The organism is Paenibacillus sp. JJ-100, assembly GCF_948329825.1.
Classification (GTDB): Bacteria; Bacillota; Bacilli; order Paenibacillales; family Paenibacillaceae; genus Paenibacillus.
In genome coordinates this window covers 1,404,787-1,422,552 of the sequence record NZ_CAOJCM010000002.1, presented here as the reverse complement: position 1 = coordinate 1,422,552, position 17,766 = coordinate 1,404,787, and the positions used below count along the sequence as shown (strand labels likewise).

Sequence of the window (17,766 nt, the reverse complement as noted above, 5' to 3'; positions counted from 1 at the left end):
TTTGCGGAAGTGGCTCAGCGGTAGAGCATCGCCTTGCCAAGGCGAGGGTCGCGGGTTCGATTCCCGTCTTCCGCTCCAATATTTGCGCCCTTAGCTCAGCTGGATAGAGCGTTTGACTACGAATCAAAAGGCCGGGAGTTCGAATCTCTCAGGGCGCGCCATTATTTTCATAGTTTGCCGGCGTGGCGGAATGGCAGACGCGCTCGACTCAAAATCGAGTGGGAAACCGTGGAGGTTCGAGTCCTCTCGCCGGTATATATAACGGGATGTAGCTCAGCTTGGTAGAGCACCTGGTTTGGGACCAGGGGGTCGCATGTTCAAATCGTGTCATCCCGATTATGAAAGAGAGCACTATCTAAAATAGATAGTGCTCTTATGGTTTTCAGATCGTCATCTCCATGCACATAGACCGTTGAAGAGCTGGTAACTACTCATCAATGAGACTCATCAATTTTTCAATCAAACTGGGTTTGCATAAAGGTTCAACCATTAGGTCACAATAGTTTTAAAAAAGTGATTGAAGGGGTTTATGTGAACAGGTTCAACTTCAGAAGGCATTTAAAGAAACGATGGCGACGATGGAAACGGACATGTTGGATGACTGCTGCTATTGTAATAGTTACGATATTGGCTTATCGTGGTTTATCTATATCTGAAGCGGTTGAGCGGTTGTTAACAACCAACTTTAGTGAAGCCGTAAGCGTTATGGGGATGGTTAAACAGGACACACGAACTGAAGAAGACATTCAGGCACTTGTAGATCAGCTTGAAACGGATAGAGACCAACTAATACGTGTTGTGTTGCAAACTAAATATATTTGTGGTGTAGAGACTGAACAACTAGGGAAAATGGATATCTCTCAAATAAAAACATTACTTACACAGCATCCAGAATGGAAGGCAAACGTTATTACATCGGATACGTTACATTTAAATCAAAACGTAGACGATCTTTCGCCAATCTGCAAACAACAAGCATATATCAGTATTGATGCTATTGGTAATCTAAATCTGTATGAAGGTAAACCTGCTGAAGAAAACGTTATACGCACATTTTTTCAACTGGATGTAAACACATTGGAGAGCTCATTGCCTGAAGGGGTGTTACAGCAACTGCAGGAAGGTATTCGTATTCAGGACAAAGATGAGTATGATAGTGTGATCTCAACGTTCAGTGACTTTGCGGTGGATGAAACACATCGATTGCTTCGAAATGGCGGATAACTTACGAGCATGAATCTATGAGTCTGTATTTTTATGGTAAAGGATTTAAAGAAGGGACATCAAAGGAGATGTCCTTTTTTGTCGTTCTAAATGGCCAGCTACATGGAGAGAATCGACATCTGTGAAAAGGGACACAAAATACCGCATGAGAATTAACATAACTAAAGTTTTTCCCACCGTGTAGCGTATCTTTTGTTATAATGAAATGAACGATACATATGTTCGCTTTTATAAGGGAGAGATGGTTTTGCGTTTTTTGGGAATTGATCCGGGGATTGCCATTGTGGGGTTTGGTTTTGTGGATAAAATCGGGAGTAAGGTTGTACCCGTACAATATGGATGTATTCAGACAGAAGCTCATACTCCTGATGAGGAGAGACTTCTTCACGTATATGAGGGCATGGTGCAACTGATCGAGAAGTATAAACCCGATGCAGTAGCGCTGGAGAAGCTCTTTTTTAATCGAAATGTAACAACAGCGATGTCTGTGAGCCAGGCTCGGGGTGTTATGATCCTTGCAGCCGCTCAGAAAGGTCTGCCGATTGCTGAATATACGCCTATGCAGATCAAACAAGCCATTGTAGGATATGGCAAGGCAGAGAAAAAGCAAGTGCAGGAGATGGTCAAAATGTTCCTCCGCCTGCAGGTTGTGCCCAAACCGGATGACGTTGCAGATGCACTAGCTGTTGCGGTTTGTCATGCGCATTCTTACACATTAAATTCTAAATTGAATGAGGTATTGCGAAAATGATTGATTTTCTAAGAGGACAGTTCATACATGTTGAAAGTGATTATATTGTGCTGGATGTTCATGGCGTTGGTTATCGTGTGTTCTGTCCGAACCCGTATGCGTTTGCCAAACAAGAAGGCGAAATTACAGTGTACACTCACCACCATGTGCGTGAGGATGCGATGTTGTTGTTTGGATTTGTGACGCGAGAGGAGCAGCGTTTGTTCCGTAAACTAATCGAAGTGTCCGGTATTGGTCCGAAGGTTGCACTAGGAATTCTTACAGGAGGCACACCGGAACATGTAGTTACGGCCATATATCAGGAGAACTTAACGTTCCTTACGAAACTACCGGGTATTGGGAAGAAAACAGCCCAACGCATGATACTGGATCTGAAGGATAAACTGGATGGATTCGGTACCGCAGCGTATGAAACAGGACTGTTCGCCCCGCCATCGGAAGAGGTTGGAAGTGGATCGGCATGGGATGAGGCTCGTGAAGGTCTGAAGGCACTCGGATATACGGATAGTGAACTGGATAAAGTATGGCTGAAACTAAAGAAAGATGTAACTTCGGCGGATTCTGTTGATGTGCTGATGAAACGGGCGCTGCAGATGTTATTTACAGGATAACGGAATGATTTTTCATAGTATACTAGAGTTGCAGGCTGCAAAAAAAGGGTGGGATGAACATGGATGAACGGATTATATCCGCTAACCTGATGATGGAGGACCAGAATGTTGAGCTAAGCCTTCGTCCCCGTTATTTAAATGAATACATCGGGCAAAATCAGGTGAAGGAAAATCTTAAAATATATATTGAAGCTGCCAAGCTAAGAAATGAAGCATTGGATCATGTGCTGTTGTATGGCCCGCCAGGACTTGGGAAAACGACACTTGCTAACATTATCGCAAATGAACTCGGTGTTAACCTCAGGACCACTTCAGGTCCTGCAATCGAACGCCCAGGAGATCTTGCCGCTCTGCTGACAAATCTGCAAGAGGGGGATGTGTTATTCATTGACGAGATACACCGACTTCATCGTACCGTTGAAGAAGTGATGTATCCGGCTATGGAGGACTCTGCTTTGGATATTATGATCGGCAAGGGGCCTAGTGCACGTTCCGTCCGTTTGGATTTGCCGCCGTTTACATTAATAGGAGCTACGACACGTGCCGGCCTTTTGTCTGCTCCGCTTCGTGACCGTTTCGGGGTTATCAGTCGCCTGGAGTTCTATACTGTTGATGAACTAGCTTACATCGTTTCACGTTCCACGGAAATTCTGGGTGTAGAGATTGTAGGTGACGCTGCTGAAGAGATTGCGCTGCGTTCACGTGGGACACCGCGGATTGCCAATCGTTTGTTGAAACGGGTACGTGATTTTGCACAGGTGCGCGGTGATGGCATTATCACGCAAACGTTGGCGGAAGAGGCGTTGCAACGTCTCCAGATTGATCCAAGAGGATTGGACGAAATCGATCACAAGATGCTCAAGTCCATGATCCAGAGCTTCCGAGGAGGACCTGTTGGGTTAGATACCATTGCAGCTACCATAGGCGAGGAACCTCAGACAATTGAGGACGTGTACGAACCTTATTTGTTACAAATTGGCATGATTCAGCGGACGCCAAGGGGACGTGTCGTAACAGATCTGGCCTATCATCATCTTGGTTTGCCTGTACCGCCAAGAGATGGCAAGTAGTGCTTCACAGATTCAATAAATACAATTCAATAAATATAGAGTCAGCTCTGAAAGAGCTGTTCTTTTCAACATGAAGTGACTAGAGAATTTGACCGATATACATGAAAGACATGTAGGGAGAGGAGCCTGAACGTGGGAAAAGCAATACGTACGAAGAAATGGAGTCGTCGATTGAAGGTACTAGCGGCTGCTCTGTTGACAGTGGGGTGCTTGCAAGTACCTGCTTATGCGGCTAATGAAAATGGACCATTGATCCGGGTAGCCATGTTTGCGAATTTGGGGAGCACTTATAAATCGACTACACCACTCATCACACTTGAATCAGCAGGATCGTGGGGTCTTGAGGTTGGAGGTACGGATGTAGCTCTTCCATCGGGACAAGCCCGTTTTAGTGCAGATGGATTCCGCGTAAAGGTATTGGAGACTGCCGATTTTAAAACAGCAGCAGCAGCTGCTAAATTGCTCCAGGCTACTGCTGATAAACCATTGCTATATACAGTCTCGTTTAATGGCAAAACGCTTTATCAGCTGTATACAGGCAACTATGGAACGGCAGCGCTAGCCGGACAAGCTGTAACAAGAGTTCAAAAAACAGCTGCAGCTCAATTGGCGGGGCAAGTGCCTGCTGTAGTAGGTAGTGAACGTCTAGCGACGGGAACTTACGGATCTCTTCAAGAAGCAGAAGCAGCACAGGCAAATTTGCTGACTGCAGGATTCACAGCTTATCCAGTACTGCAACTGAATGGAAGTGGTCAGGGTTATACAGTATGGGTAGGTGAAGCAGCAACTGCGGCTGAGTCATCCACGTTAAAGCAACTTATTGAAGAGAAGGTAACTGGCATAAGTCTCTCACCAGTAGGTGACAGTGCTGGCCTGATTATACGTGAAGATGCAGGGTTAAGTATGGATACTCCTAAAACGGCTCCACATTATATGATTGCTGGCAAAGACGCCAAAGTGATGATACATGGAAGCAGCAATGGGATCAAAGTTGTGGAACGCTCTCAACGGACATATCGGGGGGATATGGAAGTCAGCATTGTAAATGGGGACTTAGCTCTGGTCAACGTTGTGCCGCTGGAACAGTATTTGTACTCAGTTGTTGGTGCAGAAGTGTATTCTTCCTGGCCAGCTGAAGCACTTAAAGTACAGGCTGTAGCTGCACGGTCCTATGCCCTTCAGCAGGGCGAACGTTTCAAGATCGCTAATGTTGTGGATACGACATTGAGCCAAGCATATAACGGAATAAGTTCTGAGAACGATAAAGTATCGAGTGCAGTGGATGCAACTGCAGGGGAAGTTATCAAAAGCAACGGCAAAATTATAGAAGCGGTGTTCTCTTCCAATGCGGGTGGCCAAACCGCTCATCCTTCGGAAGTGTGGAATGGCGGTGCGGGCATATTTACCAATGTAGACAGCCGTGGTGATATGTCTGCACAGGCCGGACTTCATACGTGGTATCATGTTCTGATGAGTTCAGGTGTGAGTGGATATATTCGTGAAGACAATGTAAAAGAACTAACAACGAAGACGGCTGCGGGTCTCTCCAAAGCAACGGTAACTGCTCAAAATACAAATGTAAGACCTATACCACTCATTCAATCCAATGTTGAACCTGTTGCTAAAATCAATCCTGGAACTGAGGTTGTTGTAATGGCAAAAGTGGCTCAGTCCAATGATTACGCATGGGTGAGAGGGCCGTTTACATCAGCCCAACTGGTCAAGACACTGCAAGGCAAAACGACTAGTGCCGTCCCTTCGTCGATCTCAACGCTTGAAGTAACCAAACGGGGGCCTTCAGGTCGAGCGCTTGAAGTGACAGCTAACGGGCAGCCATTGACGGTTAAATACGGGGATACATACCGTTCTGCATTAGGTGGATTACCCAGCACTTTATTTGATATTGCTGGAACCGGAAGTTATACTGTATTAGGCGCTGACGGGAAGAAAGTAAGCAAAACCGGATCCCAAGGTGCATCTGTATTATCAGCTTCTGGCCAGAGCACTTCGTCTAGCAACGCACTCGTTGTAATGAGCGGAGATCGGCAAGCAAGAGCTGTAACGCAGGGCCAAAATTTTATGTTCCTGGGTCAAGGAAATGGACATGGACTTGGCTTGTCTCAATGGGGAGCAAAGGGTATGGCTGATGAAGGGTATGATTACCAAGCAATATTGAAACACTATTATCAAAACGCGACGATTGTCAAAGAATAAAACAATATGATGCTCTTCAAGTGAATGAAAAGAATACGAATGTGTTAAGGGAATGAGTAAAACATGAATGTGGACTTATATGATTTTGAATTACCCGAGGAATTAATTGCACAGACCCCACTGCTGGATCGAACAGCTTCTCGTTTGCTCACTCTGAACAAAGAGACAGGTGAGATTGCGCACCATCATTTTCCTCATATAATCGATGTTCTGGAGCCAGGGGACACACTGATTCTGAATGATACACGTGTCTTGCCTGCCCGCTTATTCGGTACTAAAGAGGATACTGGCGCCAAGGCTGAGGTGCTTCTTCTTAAAAATGTGGAAGGTGACCAATGGGAAGCGTTAGTCAAGCCTGGTAAGAAATTGAGAGCTGGTTCTGTCATTGTGTTCAGTGATGAATTAAAGGCTGTCATTAATGAAGTAGGCGAGATGGGGGCAAGAACGTTAACGTTCGAGTATAACGGTATATTCCAAGAAATTTTGGACCGACTGGGTGAAATGCCGTTGCCTCCTTATATTAAAGAGACACTGGACGATCGTGAACGTTATCAAACGGTTTACGCGAAACATGAAGGCTCTGCGGCAGCACCGACAGCAGGCTTACATTTTACCGATGAGTTGCTGGATCAGATTCGTGCCAAAGGTGTGAATATTGGATTTATCACACTACATGTTGGGCTGGGAACCTTCCGACCGATGTCTGTCGATGTGGTCGAAGATCATGTCATGCATGAAGAGTACTATTCACTATCACAGGAAACCGCGGATCTGATCAATCAGACCAAAGAACGTGGTAATAAAGTTTTTGCGGTGGGTACAACCAGTTGTCGAACGCTGGAGACGGTGGGAAGCAAGTTTGAAGATGGTGTGCTGCGAGAGAGCAGCGGCTGGACAAGTATTTTCATTTATCCGGGATACTCTTTCAAAGTTATAGATGGGATGTTAACGAATTTCCACCTACCGAAATCTACCCTCGTGATGCTGGTTAGTGCACTTGCGGGAAGAGATCATATTATGCATGCCTATACCGAAGCGATTCGGGAGAGATACCGTTTCTTCAGCTTTGGTGATGCAATGCTGATCTATTAATAAACGATTAACTTTTAGAGGATGATTATAACCAATGGCAGCAATTACGTACGAACATATCAAAACGTGTAAACAATCCGGGGCGCGTCTGGGACGTGTACATACCCCTCATGGGGTCATTGAGACACCTACCTTTATGCCAGTAGGTACACAGGCAACAGTAAAAACGATGAGTCCGGAAGAGCTAAAAGAAATGGATGCTCAGATTATTCTGAGCAATACCTATCATTTGTTCCTGAGACCGGGTCATGAAATCATTCGTCAAGCTGGCGGGTTACACAAATTCATGAATTGGGATCGTCCGATTTTGACTGACAGCGGCGGGTTTCAGGTATTTTCTCTTAGTGAAATGCGGAAAATTACAGAAGAGGGCGTATACTTTCGCTCTCATCTAAATGGAGACAAGAAGTTCCTATCCCCGGAAGTGGCGATGGAAATTCAAAATGCGCTGGGATCAGATATTATGATGGCGTTTGATGAATGCCCTCCATATCCAGCTGAATATGAATACGTTAAAAAATCGCTAGAAAGAACAACTCGCTGGGCTGAGCGTTGTCTTGAAAGCCATGCTCGTCCGCATGATCAAGGTCTGTTTGCTATCGTCCAGGGAGGCATGCATGAGGATCTTCGCCGTCAAAGTGCGGCTGATTTGACTTCCATGGATTTCCCGGGGTATGCTATTGGTGGACTGAGTGTTGGAGAGCCGAAACATTTGATGTATGGTGTATTGGATTATACGGTACCTTTGTTGCCTTCCAATAAACCACGTTATTTAATGGGGGTAGGTTCACCCGATGCATTGATTGAGGGATCGATTCGAGGAGTGGACATGTTTGACTGTGTGCTACCGACTCGGATTGCCCGTAACGGAACAACGATGACAAGTCAAGGACGTCTGGTCGTTCGCAACGCCAAGTTTGCAACGGATTTTGGGCCGCTAGACCCTGAATGTGATTGCTATACTTGCCGGAACTATTCCAGAGCTTACTTGCGCCATCTGATCAAAGCAGATGAAACGTTTGGCTTGCGTCTTACAACGATCCACAACCTTCATTTCCTACAGAACTTGATGCGCAATGTGCGCAAAGCCATAATGGAAGATCGTTTGCTTGATTTCCGGGATGAATTTTTCGATCAATATGGTCTGCATGAAAATGACAAAGGCTTCTGATAAACTTTCTGGGAAGCCGATGTAACAAGCAATATCTGTATGTATAGTCGATAAGGGGGAGTTTTGATGTTTCAAGCAATGACTGCTCAAGCGGCGAATCCGAGTGGTGGAATTTTATCATTGATCGTGCCTTTGGTACTGATGGTAGCCATTTTTTACTTCTTGATGATTCGTCCACAGAACAAGAAGCAAAAACAACGTAACGCCATGTTAAGCCAGTTGAAAAAAGGCGATAAGATTGTGACGATTGGTGGTCTTCACGGTACGATTGCTGAAATTACAGATGATGTAGTGGTATTGCGTGTAAACGATGTTACCAAGCTTACATTTGATCGTAATGCGATTAGCAGCGCTGTAAGTCGTGAAACGGCTGAATAATGGGTTCATGACGGGAATATGCCTTGAGTACATTCCCAACGGAGAATCGGATCTACAATAGATCCGGTTCTCTTTTTTTCGGGAATAATTATGAAGAGCGCCGTGTATTGACACCAAAGATGCCGCCAAGAGTCGAAATCAGAAATGCACTGAGTAGCTGTATGCTGTCTTTCCAGTTAAAAGAGGCATCTAATGCCAAAAATCCAATGAGAAGCACAAGAAGCCCGTAAATGATCCCTGTTAGGCCACCGTAATACCATCCTTTTTCTCCAGACCGTTTACCCGCAACAAAACCACCGATGACCAGTGAACAACCATGAACCACATAGGTATAGGTGGACAGATCCTGTTCACGCATGCCGCTCATCCACAGGAATAGAGAGAGAATTAATGCTCCAATAAACATCCAGACAAAAGCATGACAGAGGCCAGACAGAATCGGACTGGACATCCGAAATGAAAACAAGCGGCGAATTAATTCCATGAAGAAACCCCCTTGTACAAGTTTGAAATTATTACAGTGTATGGTCAAGCCTTCAGACTTATGAACTGATTTCCATTAAATGAACGGATTATTTCTGCATGAGTATGTCAGGTTCAGGCCAAAATAGGGATTGCACTTCAGATATCCCATATGCTGAAATTCGAAGGAGGTTTCTGTTATGAATTTCACTGATATCGGCCCCCATATCTACCGAACCATACTCATGTACTTTTTGGTTTATTGCGCAATCCGCATTATGGGAAAACGTGAGATCGGCAAATTGTCTATGTTTGACCTGGTTGTGTCGATTATGCTCGCCGAAATGGGCGCTTTTGTCATTGAGGATATTAAAAAACCGCTATCTCATGGTATTGCGCCAATGCTGACCGTCATTGTAATGCAAATTGGCTTGGCTTATCTTGGTCTCAAGAGCCGAAAACTGCGTTTAATGATTGATGGGAAACCGACGGTCTTAATCTCTAAAGGCAAGCTTCATCGAGACGAAATGCGCAAGCAGCGCTATAATCTGGATGATCTGTTGCTCCAGTTGCGGGAACAGAATATTGATAGCATAGGTGATGTTGATTTTGCGCTCCTTGAGACAACGGGCAAGCTGACTGTTTTTCCCAAAGAGCAAAGTTCAGAGAACAGTTCATCTGGATCAGGTTCTGGAGGTTCTAGCAAATTATCTAGCGATAAAAAGAGTCATATTAAATTAAAGGGGTTCCCCAACATTAAATATGAAGGCTTACCCGTGCCACTAATCATGGATGGGAAAGTACAAGATGAGAATCTGGAAATGATTGAAAAAACACGATTCTGGTTAAAAAACCAAATTCAGCAACAAGGCATCATGGATTTCAAAGATGTGTTTATATGTTCAATAGATCACAATGGCAAGCTGTATATCAACCCTCGTGAGGACAACAAGAAATAAAATAATTATTTATCAGAGCGGCGTTTAAACCAAGAGCCAATGAAGGGAGCACGGGAAAGATCATGAAAGTCGATCATTTTGGTGATTCCCATGATAATAAAATAGACGAGTAAACCTGCCAATGGAGCAAGGATCATACGTAGCCAGAATGGGAGCACGGTAGCCGTCTGTTCATAAACCAGCAAGGTTGCAGCACCCATGATGAACATGCCAGCTCCTGTTTTGACCCAGTCCATCAGTTTGAAGCGGAAATTTAACAATTGGCGTACACTGCGTGCGTGTAGCAAGGTCACAATCATTGAATTCATACAGATGGCAATGACGGCACCAAATATACCGTACTCGGGCTGCGAAGCTAGCATCAGAATTAGTGAGATTTTAATAACAGCACCGATAAACGTATTCAATAAAGCTTTACCCGGGCGATCGAGGGCCTGCAGAGCAGCCTGCAACGGAGCTTGGATATAGATAAATAAAGCAAAAGGAGCCATCAGCTTCAGCATGCTTCCAATCGATGCATCATCGTACAGTAACAAACACATCGGTTCGGCAAGCACATACATAAACACAGAAAATGGTGCACCGGTGACCAGAGCAAGCCTGAGTGCCTGATGCATTCTTTTATGAATTAGTGCAAGATCACCTCGGGCAGACGCTTCGGATAGGGAGGGAACGAGTGACGTCGCAAGTGAAGAAGTCAGTGCGCCAGGAAGCAAGAGCAACGGGATTACCATCCCCTGTAATGCACCATATTGTGCTGTAGCCAGTCCTTTAGCAATACCAGCTATAGCAAGACTCTGAGCTGTGACAATAGTTTCAGCGAGATAGGATAAAGAACCGACAAGCCGTCCTGCTGTGACAGGTATAGATATGGCGAGCAAGCGACGTATTAATCCTCTCTGTGAAGAATTTTGATGTGCAGAGTGCTCCTTTTTTTTCACTGATTGAGAACCTGATGTGGAGGAAGGTTGCTCTGTAATAGATGATAGAGGTAGTTCCTTTCTAAACCTTGCATAATTCCACAGTAAAACTAACATCCCAACCAGTTCTCCTACCATCGCACCGAGCATTGCTCCAGCGGCTGCATGTTCAATTCCTTTAGGCAAGAGCAACCAGGCAAACCAGATCACAAAAATAATACGAAAGATCGTTTCTGTGATGGATGAAATCGCTGTAGGCATCATATTTTGCTTTCCTTGGAAATAGCCCCTGTATACCGCTGAAACTGCAATAATAGCAATCATAGGGCTCATGCTGACGAACGTGTGATATACCCGCTCATCTGTGAGAACATACTGGGTGATCCAAGGGGCAAAGAGGATGCATAGAAACATAAAAATGACGCCAAGTGTTAGCGTGAAGCTGAGGCTGATCTGTAAAATACGTTGTGGCGAATACCGATTGGCACCCGTTTCGGCTTCAGCGACAAGTTTGGCTACAGCTAAAGGGATTCCCCCCGTAATCAGCGTCACGAGCACGATGAAAAAGGGATAGCTTAGCTGATAGATGCCAACGCCCTCTGCACCGATGACGCGCGGCAGTGCAATCCGAGGAATGAAGCCGAGAATTCGATTAATGATGCCTGCCGCGAGCAGAATCATGGCCCCTTGAATAAATGTCTGTTTCTTCAAAACTACCCCTCTTTCCCGGTTGAAGGTACAGGTTATCCTCATCATTGGGACAAAGCCGTTGTACTTCATCCTATGCCAGTCTTTCATAGTCTCATGACAACTTGGACAGGATTAACAAAAAGAACCATATCCAGCAAGAAGGAATATGATCAGGCGAGGTCGAATGATGTAGTATTGAAGTTTCATAAAGGGTTGGATGTACGAAGGGAGGCTCCCCGTTGATAGAAATGAATGATGTGGAGTTAGAACAGTCAATAGAGATACTCTGTCGAAGCAAGGCGGAGGAATTAAAGCTTGTCGGTTACGAATATGTCACCAGCAGAGATGTCTGGAATTGTGTCAGTCATAAATATGAAAAACAGGGCATTCCACCGCTTCACCAGCTGGTGAACGACATATTGTCACTGAAAGCAACAAGCTTTATGAACTTTATGACCGTGTCTGCATACCGGGGGTCCTCTTTCTAGAAGAAAGGGATCTTTTTTGTTGAAAATTGACTGCTTTTTATGGCATCGCTATAATAGGAATATTGAGAACGAAAGGGGATCTAGGAACGGCATGAAAAGAATTATCAGTTTCATTCTGGTCGTGCTTGTCACCACAGGGGTTATGGTGGGTACAAGCCCGGGGCTGCTCAAGAATATACGCTTGGGCCTTGATTTAAAGGGAGGCTACGAGATCTTATATGAAGCAGAGCCGCTCGATGCAGGGCAACAAGTCAATAAAGCCTCCTTGGTGCAGACAGCCAAAAGCCTCGAAAGCCGTGCCAATGCGCTCGGAACAAGTGAGCCTGAAGTAACTACAGAAGGAAGCAACCGGATACGGTTGAAACTGGCAGGGGTTACGGATGAGGCTGAGGTTAGAGCCAAAATGAAAGAACCCGCTGTTCTGACTTTTCGAAGTAAAGCGGAGAATGACAAAGAAGGCGAATTCTCCAAAATTGAGCTTCGCGGTAATGAATTTGTCGAGAATGCGGCCAAGGTTGTCTTCACTCAATTGAACGAGCCGATGATTGACATCAAAGTAAAAGACAAAGCTAAGTTTTCTGAAATTACAAAACGTTTGGTTGGAAAACCTCTTGCGATCTATCTGGATGACCAGTTGCTCTCTGCACCAACTGTGCAGCAACAGCTGACCGACGGATCTGCTCAAATAACAGGTTCCTATACTCGTGAAGAAGCAAACCAGCTTCGTGATACTATTAACCTGGGTGCACTACCGTTGAAACTGACAGAGAAATACTCCCAAAGCGTAGGGGCAACTCTTGGTAAATTGTCTCTCGATCAGACGATCAAAGCCGGTTTCATTGGTTCTATCATCATTTTGATCTTCATGATCGGACTCTATCGTATACCAGGGATTATTGCGAGTTTTGCTCTGATCACACATACGTGGCTGGTACTCGCCATCTTCTATCTTGGAGGTTTCGTACTCACCCTTCCGGGGATTGCGGCATTCATCCTGGGTATAGGTATGGCGGTTGATGCCAACATCATTACGTATGAACGGATTAAAGAAGAAATGCGTAGTGGCAAATCGATTCTGTCATCTGTTAAGGCGGGAGGCAAGCATTCCTTCCGAACCATCATCGACTCCAATATTACAACGATTATTGCAGCGTCTGTAATGTTCTTCCTGGGTACTGGTGCGGTAAAAGGTTTTGCACTTGTACTGATCTTTGATATTGTGACCAGTATCATCACGAATATTTTCTTCTCCCGCTTCCTGTTAACCTTGCTTGTACGAGGTAACGTAATCAAGAAGCCTAAGTATTTCGGAGTGAAGGAGAGTGAAATTCGTGCGCTTTAATTGGAAATATGACTATGTGAAAGGCAGTAAGATTGCCTATATTTTTTCTATTATTCTTACGATTACGGGCATTGTAAGCATTCTCGCTTTGGGCTTGAATTATGCGGTTGATTTTCGTGCTGGTTCCAACGTTGACATAACGGTATCTAAAGCCATTACAACGGAACAAATTAACCCAATTATTAAAGAGCTGGGCGCGGATGAAGGCGATGTCCAGATTACGACAGGTGCTGACCGAGTTAACGTTCGTTTTTCAAAAGTGTTGAACGAAAATCAGGAAAGCAAATTCAAAGAAGAGTTCAGCAAGCTGGATGCAACTGCTTCCTACGAGGTCAATACGGTAGATCCAGAGATGGCTAAAGAACTGGAGCGCAACGCGATCTATGCGGTACTCATTGCGAGTATCGGGATTATGATCTATGTAGCCATCCGATTCGAATGGCGTTTTGGTCTGGCAGCCGTCATTGCACTCTTCCATGATGCATTTGTCGTTATAAGTGTGTTTTCCATCTTCCGGCTGGAAGTGGATTTGACCTTTATCACAGCGGTATTAACTATCGTCGGTTTTTCGATTAACGATACCATCGTTATCTTTGACCGGATTCGGGAAAACCTACGTTTTGCTAAAAAGACAACCAAAGCGGATCTGCGTGAAATCGTGAACAACAGCTTGGCTCAAACGATGACGCGATCCTTGAATACAACGTTCACTGTGTTTGCCGCTTCCATCTGTTTGTTCATCTTCGGTGGAGAGTCCATTCGTATGTTCTCCCTTGCCATGGTGATCGGAACAGTATTCGGCGCTTATTCTTCAATCTTTATTGCTGCTCCACTTTGGTTCGTGCTTAAAGTTAAACAAATTAGCAAACCAAAAACAGCGGCTAAAACTTCTAATTAAACATCGGAATGTAAAGCCGCGTCTGCCAGGCGCGGTTTTACAGCGTTAAGTACAGGATGAAGGGGGAATAAACATGACAAGAGAGTCTGGCAGGACCGCACAAGCGGCTACATGGAGCGGTATCGTCGGAAACATGGCACTTGCAGTCATTAAATCAGGAGTAGGTTATATGGCGAATAGCAAGTCTTTGCTTGCAGATGGTTTGTATTCCGCTTCAGAATCTGCCTCTTCGCTAGTTGCTCTTTTTCCCTCTAGGTCTGTACATTCCAAAGGTAAGGTAGATCAGGATCGTTTCAAAGGACACGCACGGGCTGCGAAACCTGGTATGACGGTGTTGTTAGCGGTGCTCATCCTTATGGGTGGCCTACAGCTATCTATCTCCGCATTAAGCACTTTATCGAGCGGTGAACTAGTAGCACCAGGAAAGTCAGTGCTGTTGGTTGCAGTTGCAGCTCTAGCTGTAAAAGAAGCTATATTTCAATTTCAGTACCGATATTTTCGTAAACGAAATCAGTACCAGGCGATGTCATATGCGCTGCAACATCGACGTGCATTATACTGTTCGCTTACAGTACTAATCGGTATTATCGGTGCTATGGCAGGCGAAGAGACAGGGTTGAATCTCTTGCTGTATCTTGATCCAACTGCCGCTTTAATTGCTTCTGGTTTCATTTTGTATAAAGGATATCGAATGATTGTAGACACGGTATATGGTTCACTTGTTCAGGAGCTTGAGCAAGAGGATGCTACCGACTACAAAGAAACCGTACAGCGCGTATACGGTATTATCACCATTGAGCATTTGGTAGCCCGGGAGCAGGAACATGACGTCACCATTGAACTCGTTATTAGTGTAAATCCCAGAATCTCAATTCTGGAGGCACAAGAAATTGCGAATCGGGCAAAGACATTATTATTAACACGTTTCAGTCATGTAAAAGAAGTGCAGATCCAGGCCATACCATATGATCCTGGATATCCTTATAAATCCAATCATGAACTGCCCGATCACGAAGCGACATTAATTCAGTAATGAAGCGCGTGTCTCGTAGATCAGGAAAGGAGCATTATCATTGCTTTATTCGCAATATCGGTGGGATACACCATCTATTAATCTGGAAGCGGCTGCGGGACTTTCGCAGGCGCTTTCCGTTTCCCCTCTAGTTGGACGTTTGCTTGTAAGCCGAGGTGTGCACAATGAAAAGGAGGCAGAGCGATTTTTGCATCCTGATTTGAATCAGATGCATGATCCGTATCTGTTACTGGGGATGAGTGAAGCGATCCCTCGAATTAGGCTTGCCTTGGAGCGAGAAGAACATATTTTAATTTATGGAGATTATGATGCCGATGGAGTATCCAGTACATCGCTCATGATCCATCTGATGCGTCATTTGGGAGCCTCATACGACATCTACATTCCTCATCGCTCGAACGAAGGTTACGGTCTTCATAACCATGCTCTGGACTGGGCTCATCAGCAAGGGGTTACGTTAATTATTACTGTAGATACAGGAATCAGTGCTGTAGAGCAGATTGCATATGCTGCAACCCTAGGGATTGAAGTCATTGTGACGGATCACCACGAACCCCCTGAGATTTTACCGGAAGCATACGCACTGATTAATCCGAAACTGCCGAACTGTCCGTATCCGTTCAAGGGGCTGGCCGGGGCAGGTGTAGCTTTGAAGGTTGCTCAGGCACTAATTGGTGAAGTACCGGGTGAATGGATGGAGATTGCGGCTATTGGAACAGTAGCCGATTTGATGCCGCTGGAAGGCGAGAATCGGGTGATCGTCAGTTACGGAATCGAATCCATGCGAGGTTCCAAACTCCCTGGGGTTAGTGCGCTGTTAGAGATTAGCGGTGTGGACCAGAGCCAGGTAACATCCATTAATATTGCTTTTGCCATGGCTCCACGGATTAATGCTAGCGGTCGATTGGACCATGCAGGCAGAGCGGTATCCCTTCTTACAACGGAAGACCTTGATGAGGCCCATAGCCTTGCGGGACAACTGGACTTACTTAATCGAGAGCGACAACAAGTCGTGGATGGTATTCTACAGGAAGCGACAGCACAATTGGAACAGAAAATTGAGCAGCGTTCCGGAAGCGTGCCAGATGTGATTGTACTCGCGGGTGAAGGCTGGAATGTTGGTGTGGTGGGTATTGTGGCTTCTAAATTACTGGAGCGGTATTATCGTCCAACACTGATTCTGGGAATAGACCCGGAGAGTGGAGTCTGCAAGGGGTCTGCACGTTCAATTGAAGGTCTCGATATTTATGAGGCACTCACCGCAAACAAACATCGATTGGAGCATTATGGTGGACACCCTGCTGCTGCAGGAATGACCCTTCATCGTGAACAATTGGCAGAACTCGAGAGGGGTCTGAATGAATTTGCCGCAACGGTGTTAACAGAAGAAGACTTTGTCCCTCAGCGTCTGGCTGATGATGAATGCAGAATCAGTGATGTTCCTCTCAAGGTGATTGAGGAGATTGAAAGATTACAGCCGTTTGGGATGAGCAATCCATCGCCGCGTTTTGTATTCAAAAAAGTAAATGTCAAGGAAATCCGGACCATGGGGCGGGAGAAACGGCATCTAAAGCTCGTTCTTGAACAGGATGGTCAGCAACTGGAGACCGTAGCTTTTGGTAAAGGAGCATTGGCTGAATTCCTCTCCACAGGTTCTGTGATCGATGTGATGGGGGAACTATCCATCAATGAATGGAATGGTATGAGAAGGCCGCAGATGATGCTTCAAGACATTCACGTTCCTGGGGCACAGGTGTTTGATATGCGTGGACATGCTGAGCCGCTAAATGCAATGAAGCACTTTCTGAGCGTACTTGATGTACATCTCCGATATAAAGCAGGTTCTGTTGGGGCTATTGTTCGGCAAGAAACGAATATTTCTGATGGAAATTCATTGTATGAACCGTGCCTTTGGGTATATGATAGAAAGGTCGGGTTATTTCCGTGTAATGCTGCTGCAGAGCAGTATGGGCAGGAACAAGTCCGGACGTTATTTGTGTTTGATACGCCGGAAACTCCGGAACAACTTGATGCAATGCTGGCTTTATTCAGCGGAGCCGAGAATATCATCCTTCTGCACGGATCAGGCAACCGTCGAGACCGAATTCAGATGCCCTCCAGAGAACTGTTTAAGCGTATGTATGTGATGGTGCTCAAATGGAAAGCGGAACCCGTGGAGGAACAAGAGATAACTCCTGTGCTCAGTCGCCAGTGTGGTTGTTCAACGCGCATGATCACGATGATGCTGGATGTTTTTGAAGAGCTATCCTTCATTACTCGGAAGGACGGTAAGATTATGGTTACTGACAATCCGCCAAAACGTGATTTGAGTTCAGCACGTCATTATCAAGCGCTTGAAAACATGGCCGAGACAGAACAGGTGATGCTAGACGCATCCACACCTCAGCTGACACAATGGATGGTATCCCGGATGAAGGGCGTATCTTAGATGGAAGTTTGGGT

16 protein-coding genes and 4 tRNA genes are annotated in these 17,766 nt (G+C 45.3%); 18 read left to right on the top strand and 2 right to left on the bottom strand.

All coding sequences use genetic code 11. The annotated features are described in order from the left end of the window. The first annotated feature begins 3 nt into the window (after positions 1 to 3). The 12 genes from PQG66_RS13095 to yajC all read left to right on the top strand — a co-directional run bounded on the left by PQG66_RS13095 (position 4) and on the right by yajC (position 8,511). Positions 4 to 78 (top strand) — tRNA-Gly (locus PQG66_RS13095). Positions 79 to 84: 6 nt separating this feature from the next. Then, positions 85 to 161 (top strand) — tRNA-Arg (locus PQG66_RS13090). Between the two features lie 15 nt (positions 162 to 176). Continuing rightward, a tRNA-Leu gene (locus tag PQG66_RS13085) sits at positions 177 to 255 on the top strand. A gap of 7 nt (positions 256 to 262) precedes the next feature. Then, positions 263 to 336 (top strand) — tRNA-Pro (locus PQG66_RS13080). A gap of 261 nt (positions 337 to 597) precedes the next feature. Further along, positions 598 to 1,224, top strand: coding sequence for a BofC C-terminal domain-containing protein (locus tag PQG66_RS13075; protein WP_272038092.1), 627 nt, complete (start codon positions 598 to 600; stop codon positions 1,222 to 1,224). Positions 1,225 to 1,471: 247 nt separating this feature from the next. Continuing rightward, positions 1,472 to 1,975 (top strand): crossover junction endodeoxyribonuclease RuvC, encoded by a 504-nt coding sequence (ruvC, locus tag PQG66_RS13070; RefSeq protein WP_272038167.1) that lies wholly within the window; start codon positions 1,472 to 1,474, stop codon positions 1,973 to 1,975. Beyond that, positions 1,972 to 2,586: a Holliday junction branch migration protein RuvA gene (gene ruvA, locus PQG66_RS13065; RefSeq protein ID WP_272038091.1), complete on the top strand. Its 615-nt coding sequence runs from the start codon at positions 1,972 to 1,974 to the stop codon at positions 2,584 to 2,586. Before ruvC ends, ruvA begins: the two co-directional genes overlap by 4 nt. Positions 2,587 to 2,645: 59 nt before the next feature. Beyond that, positions 2,646 to 3,656: a Holliday junction branch migration DNA helicase RuvB gene (ruvB, locus tag PQG66_RS13060; protein WP_272038090.1), complete on the top strand. Its 1,011-nt coding sequence runs from the start codon at positions 2,646 to 2,648 to the stop codon at positions 3,654 to 3,656. Positions 3,657 to 3,788: 132 nt separating this feature from the next. After that, complete coding sequence (locus tag PQG66_RS13055; protein WP_272038089.1) at positions 3,789 to 5,870, top strand: SpoIID/LytB domain-containing protein; 2,082 nt, start codon at positions 3,789 to 3,791, stop codon at positions 5,868 to 5,870. Positions 5,871 to 5,933: 63 nt separating this feature from the next. Next, on the top strand, positions 5,934 to 6,962 hold the full coding sequence (gene queA, locus PQG66_RS13050; protein WP_272038088.1) for a tRNA preQ1(34) S-adenosylmethionine ribosyltransferase-isomerase QueA: 1,029 nt from the start codon (positions 5,934 to 5,936) through the stop codon (positions 6,960 to 6,962). A 34-nt stretch (positions 6,963 to 6,996) separates the two neighbouring features. Further along, on the top strand, positions 6,997 to 8,133 hold the full coding sequence (tgt, locus tag PQG66_RS13045) for a tRNA guanosine(34) transglycosylase Tgt (protein ID WP_272038087.1): 1,137 nt from the start codon (positions 6,997 to 6,999) through the stop codon (positions 8,131 to 8,133). 66 nt (positions 8,134 to 8,199) lie between these two features. After that, positions 8,200 to 8,511, top strand: coding sequence for a preprotein translocase subunit YajC (yajC, locus tag PQG66_RS13040; protein WP_272038086.1), 312 nt, complete (start codon positions 8,200 to 8,202; stop codon positions 8,509 to 8,511). Between the two features lie 88 nt (positions 8,512 to 8,599). Here yajC and PQG66_RS13035 read toward each other — a convergent pair whose 3' ends face one another. After that, a complete protein-coding gene (locus tag PQG66_RS13035; RefSeq protein ID WP_272038085.1) occupies positions 8,600 to 8,995 on the bottom strand; it encodes a TIGR04086 family membrane protein in 396 nt (131 codons plus the stop codon). A 178-nt stretch (positions 8,996 to 9,173) separates the two neighbouring features. Here PQG66_RS13035 and PQG66_RS13030 point away from each other — a divergent pair, with 178 nt between their 5' ends. Continuing rightward, complete coding sequence (locus PQG66_RS13030) at positions 9,174 to 9,932, top strand: DUF421 domain-containing protein (protein WP_272038084.1); 759 nt, start codon at positions 9,174 to 9,176, stop codon at positions 9,930 to 9,932. Between the two features lie 5 nt (positions 9,933 to 9,937). Here PQG66_RS13030 and spoVB read toward each other — a convergent pair whose 3' ends face one another. After that, on the bottom strand, positions 9,938 to 11,563 hold the full coding sequence (spoVB, locus tag PQG66_RS13025) for a stage V sporulation protein B (protein ID WP_272038083.1): 1,626 nt from the start codon (positions 11,561 to 11,563) through the stop codon (positions 9,938 to 9,940). A gap of 227 nt (positions 11,564 to 11,790) precedes the next feature. On the opposite strand from spoVB, the gene PQG66_RS13020 reads away from it, so the two are divergent. The 5 genes from PQG66_RS13020 to recJ all read left to right on the top strand — a co-directional run bounded on the left by PQG66_RS13020 (position 11,791) and on the right by recJ (position 17,752). After that, on the top strand, positions 11,791 to 12,030 hold the full coding sequence (locus PQG66_RS13020) for a post-transcriptional regulator (RefSeq protein ID WP_272038166.1): 240 nt from the start codon (positions 11,791 to 11,793) through the stop codon (positions 12,028 to 12,030). Between the two features lie 91 nt (positions 12,031 to 12,121). Then, positions 12,122 to 13,372: a protein translocase subunit SecD gene (gene secD / locus PQG66_RS13015; protein ID WP_272038082.1), complete on the top strand. Its 1,251-nt coding sequence runs from the start codon at positions 12,122 to 12,124 to the stop codon at positions 13,370 to 13,372. Beyond that, positions 13,362 to 14,270, top strand: coding sequence for a protein translocase subunit SecF (secF, locus tag PQG66_RS13010; protein WP_272038081.1), 909 nt, complete (start codon positions 13,362 to 13,364; stop codon positions 14,268 to 14,270). The genes secD and secF overlap by 11 nt, the downstream gene beginning before the upstream one ends. Before the next feature lie 73 nt (positions 14,271 to 14,343). Next, entirely contained in the window at positions 14,344 to 15,303 is a 960-nt protein-coding gene (locus PQG66_RS13005) for a cation diffusion facilitator family transporter (RefSeq protein WP_272038080.1), read from the top strand. A 40-nt stretch (positions 15,304 to 15,343) separates the two neighbouring features. Continuing rightward, complete coding sequence (gene recJ / locus PQG66_RS13000) at positions 15,344 to 17,752, top strand: single-stranded-DNA-specific exonuclease RecJ (protein ID WP_272038079.1); 2,409 nt, start codon at positions 15,344 to 15,346, stop codon at positions 17,750 to 17,752. The last annotated feature ends 14 nt before the right edge of the window (positions 17,753 to 17,766 follow it).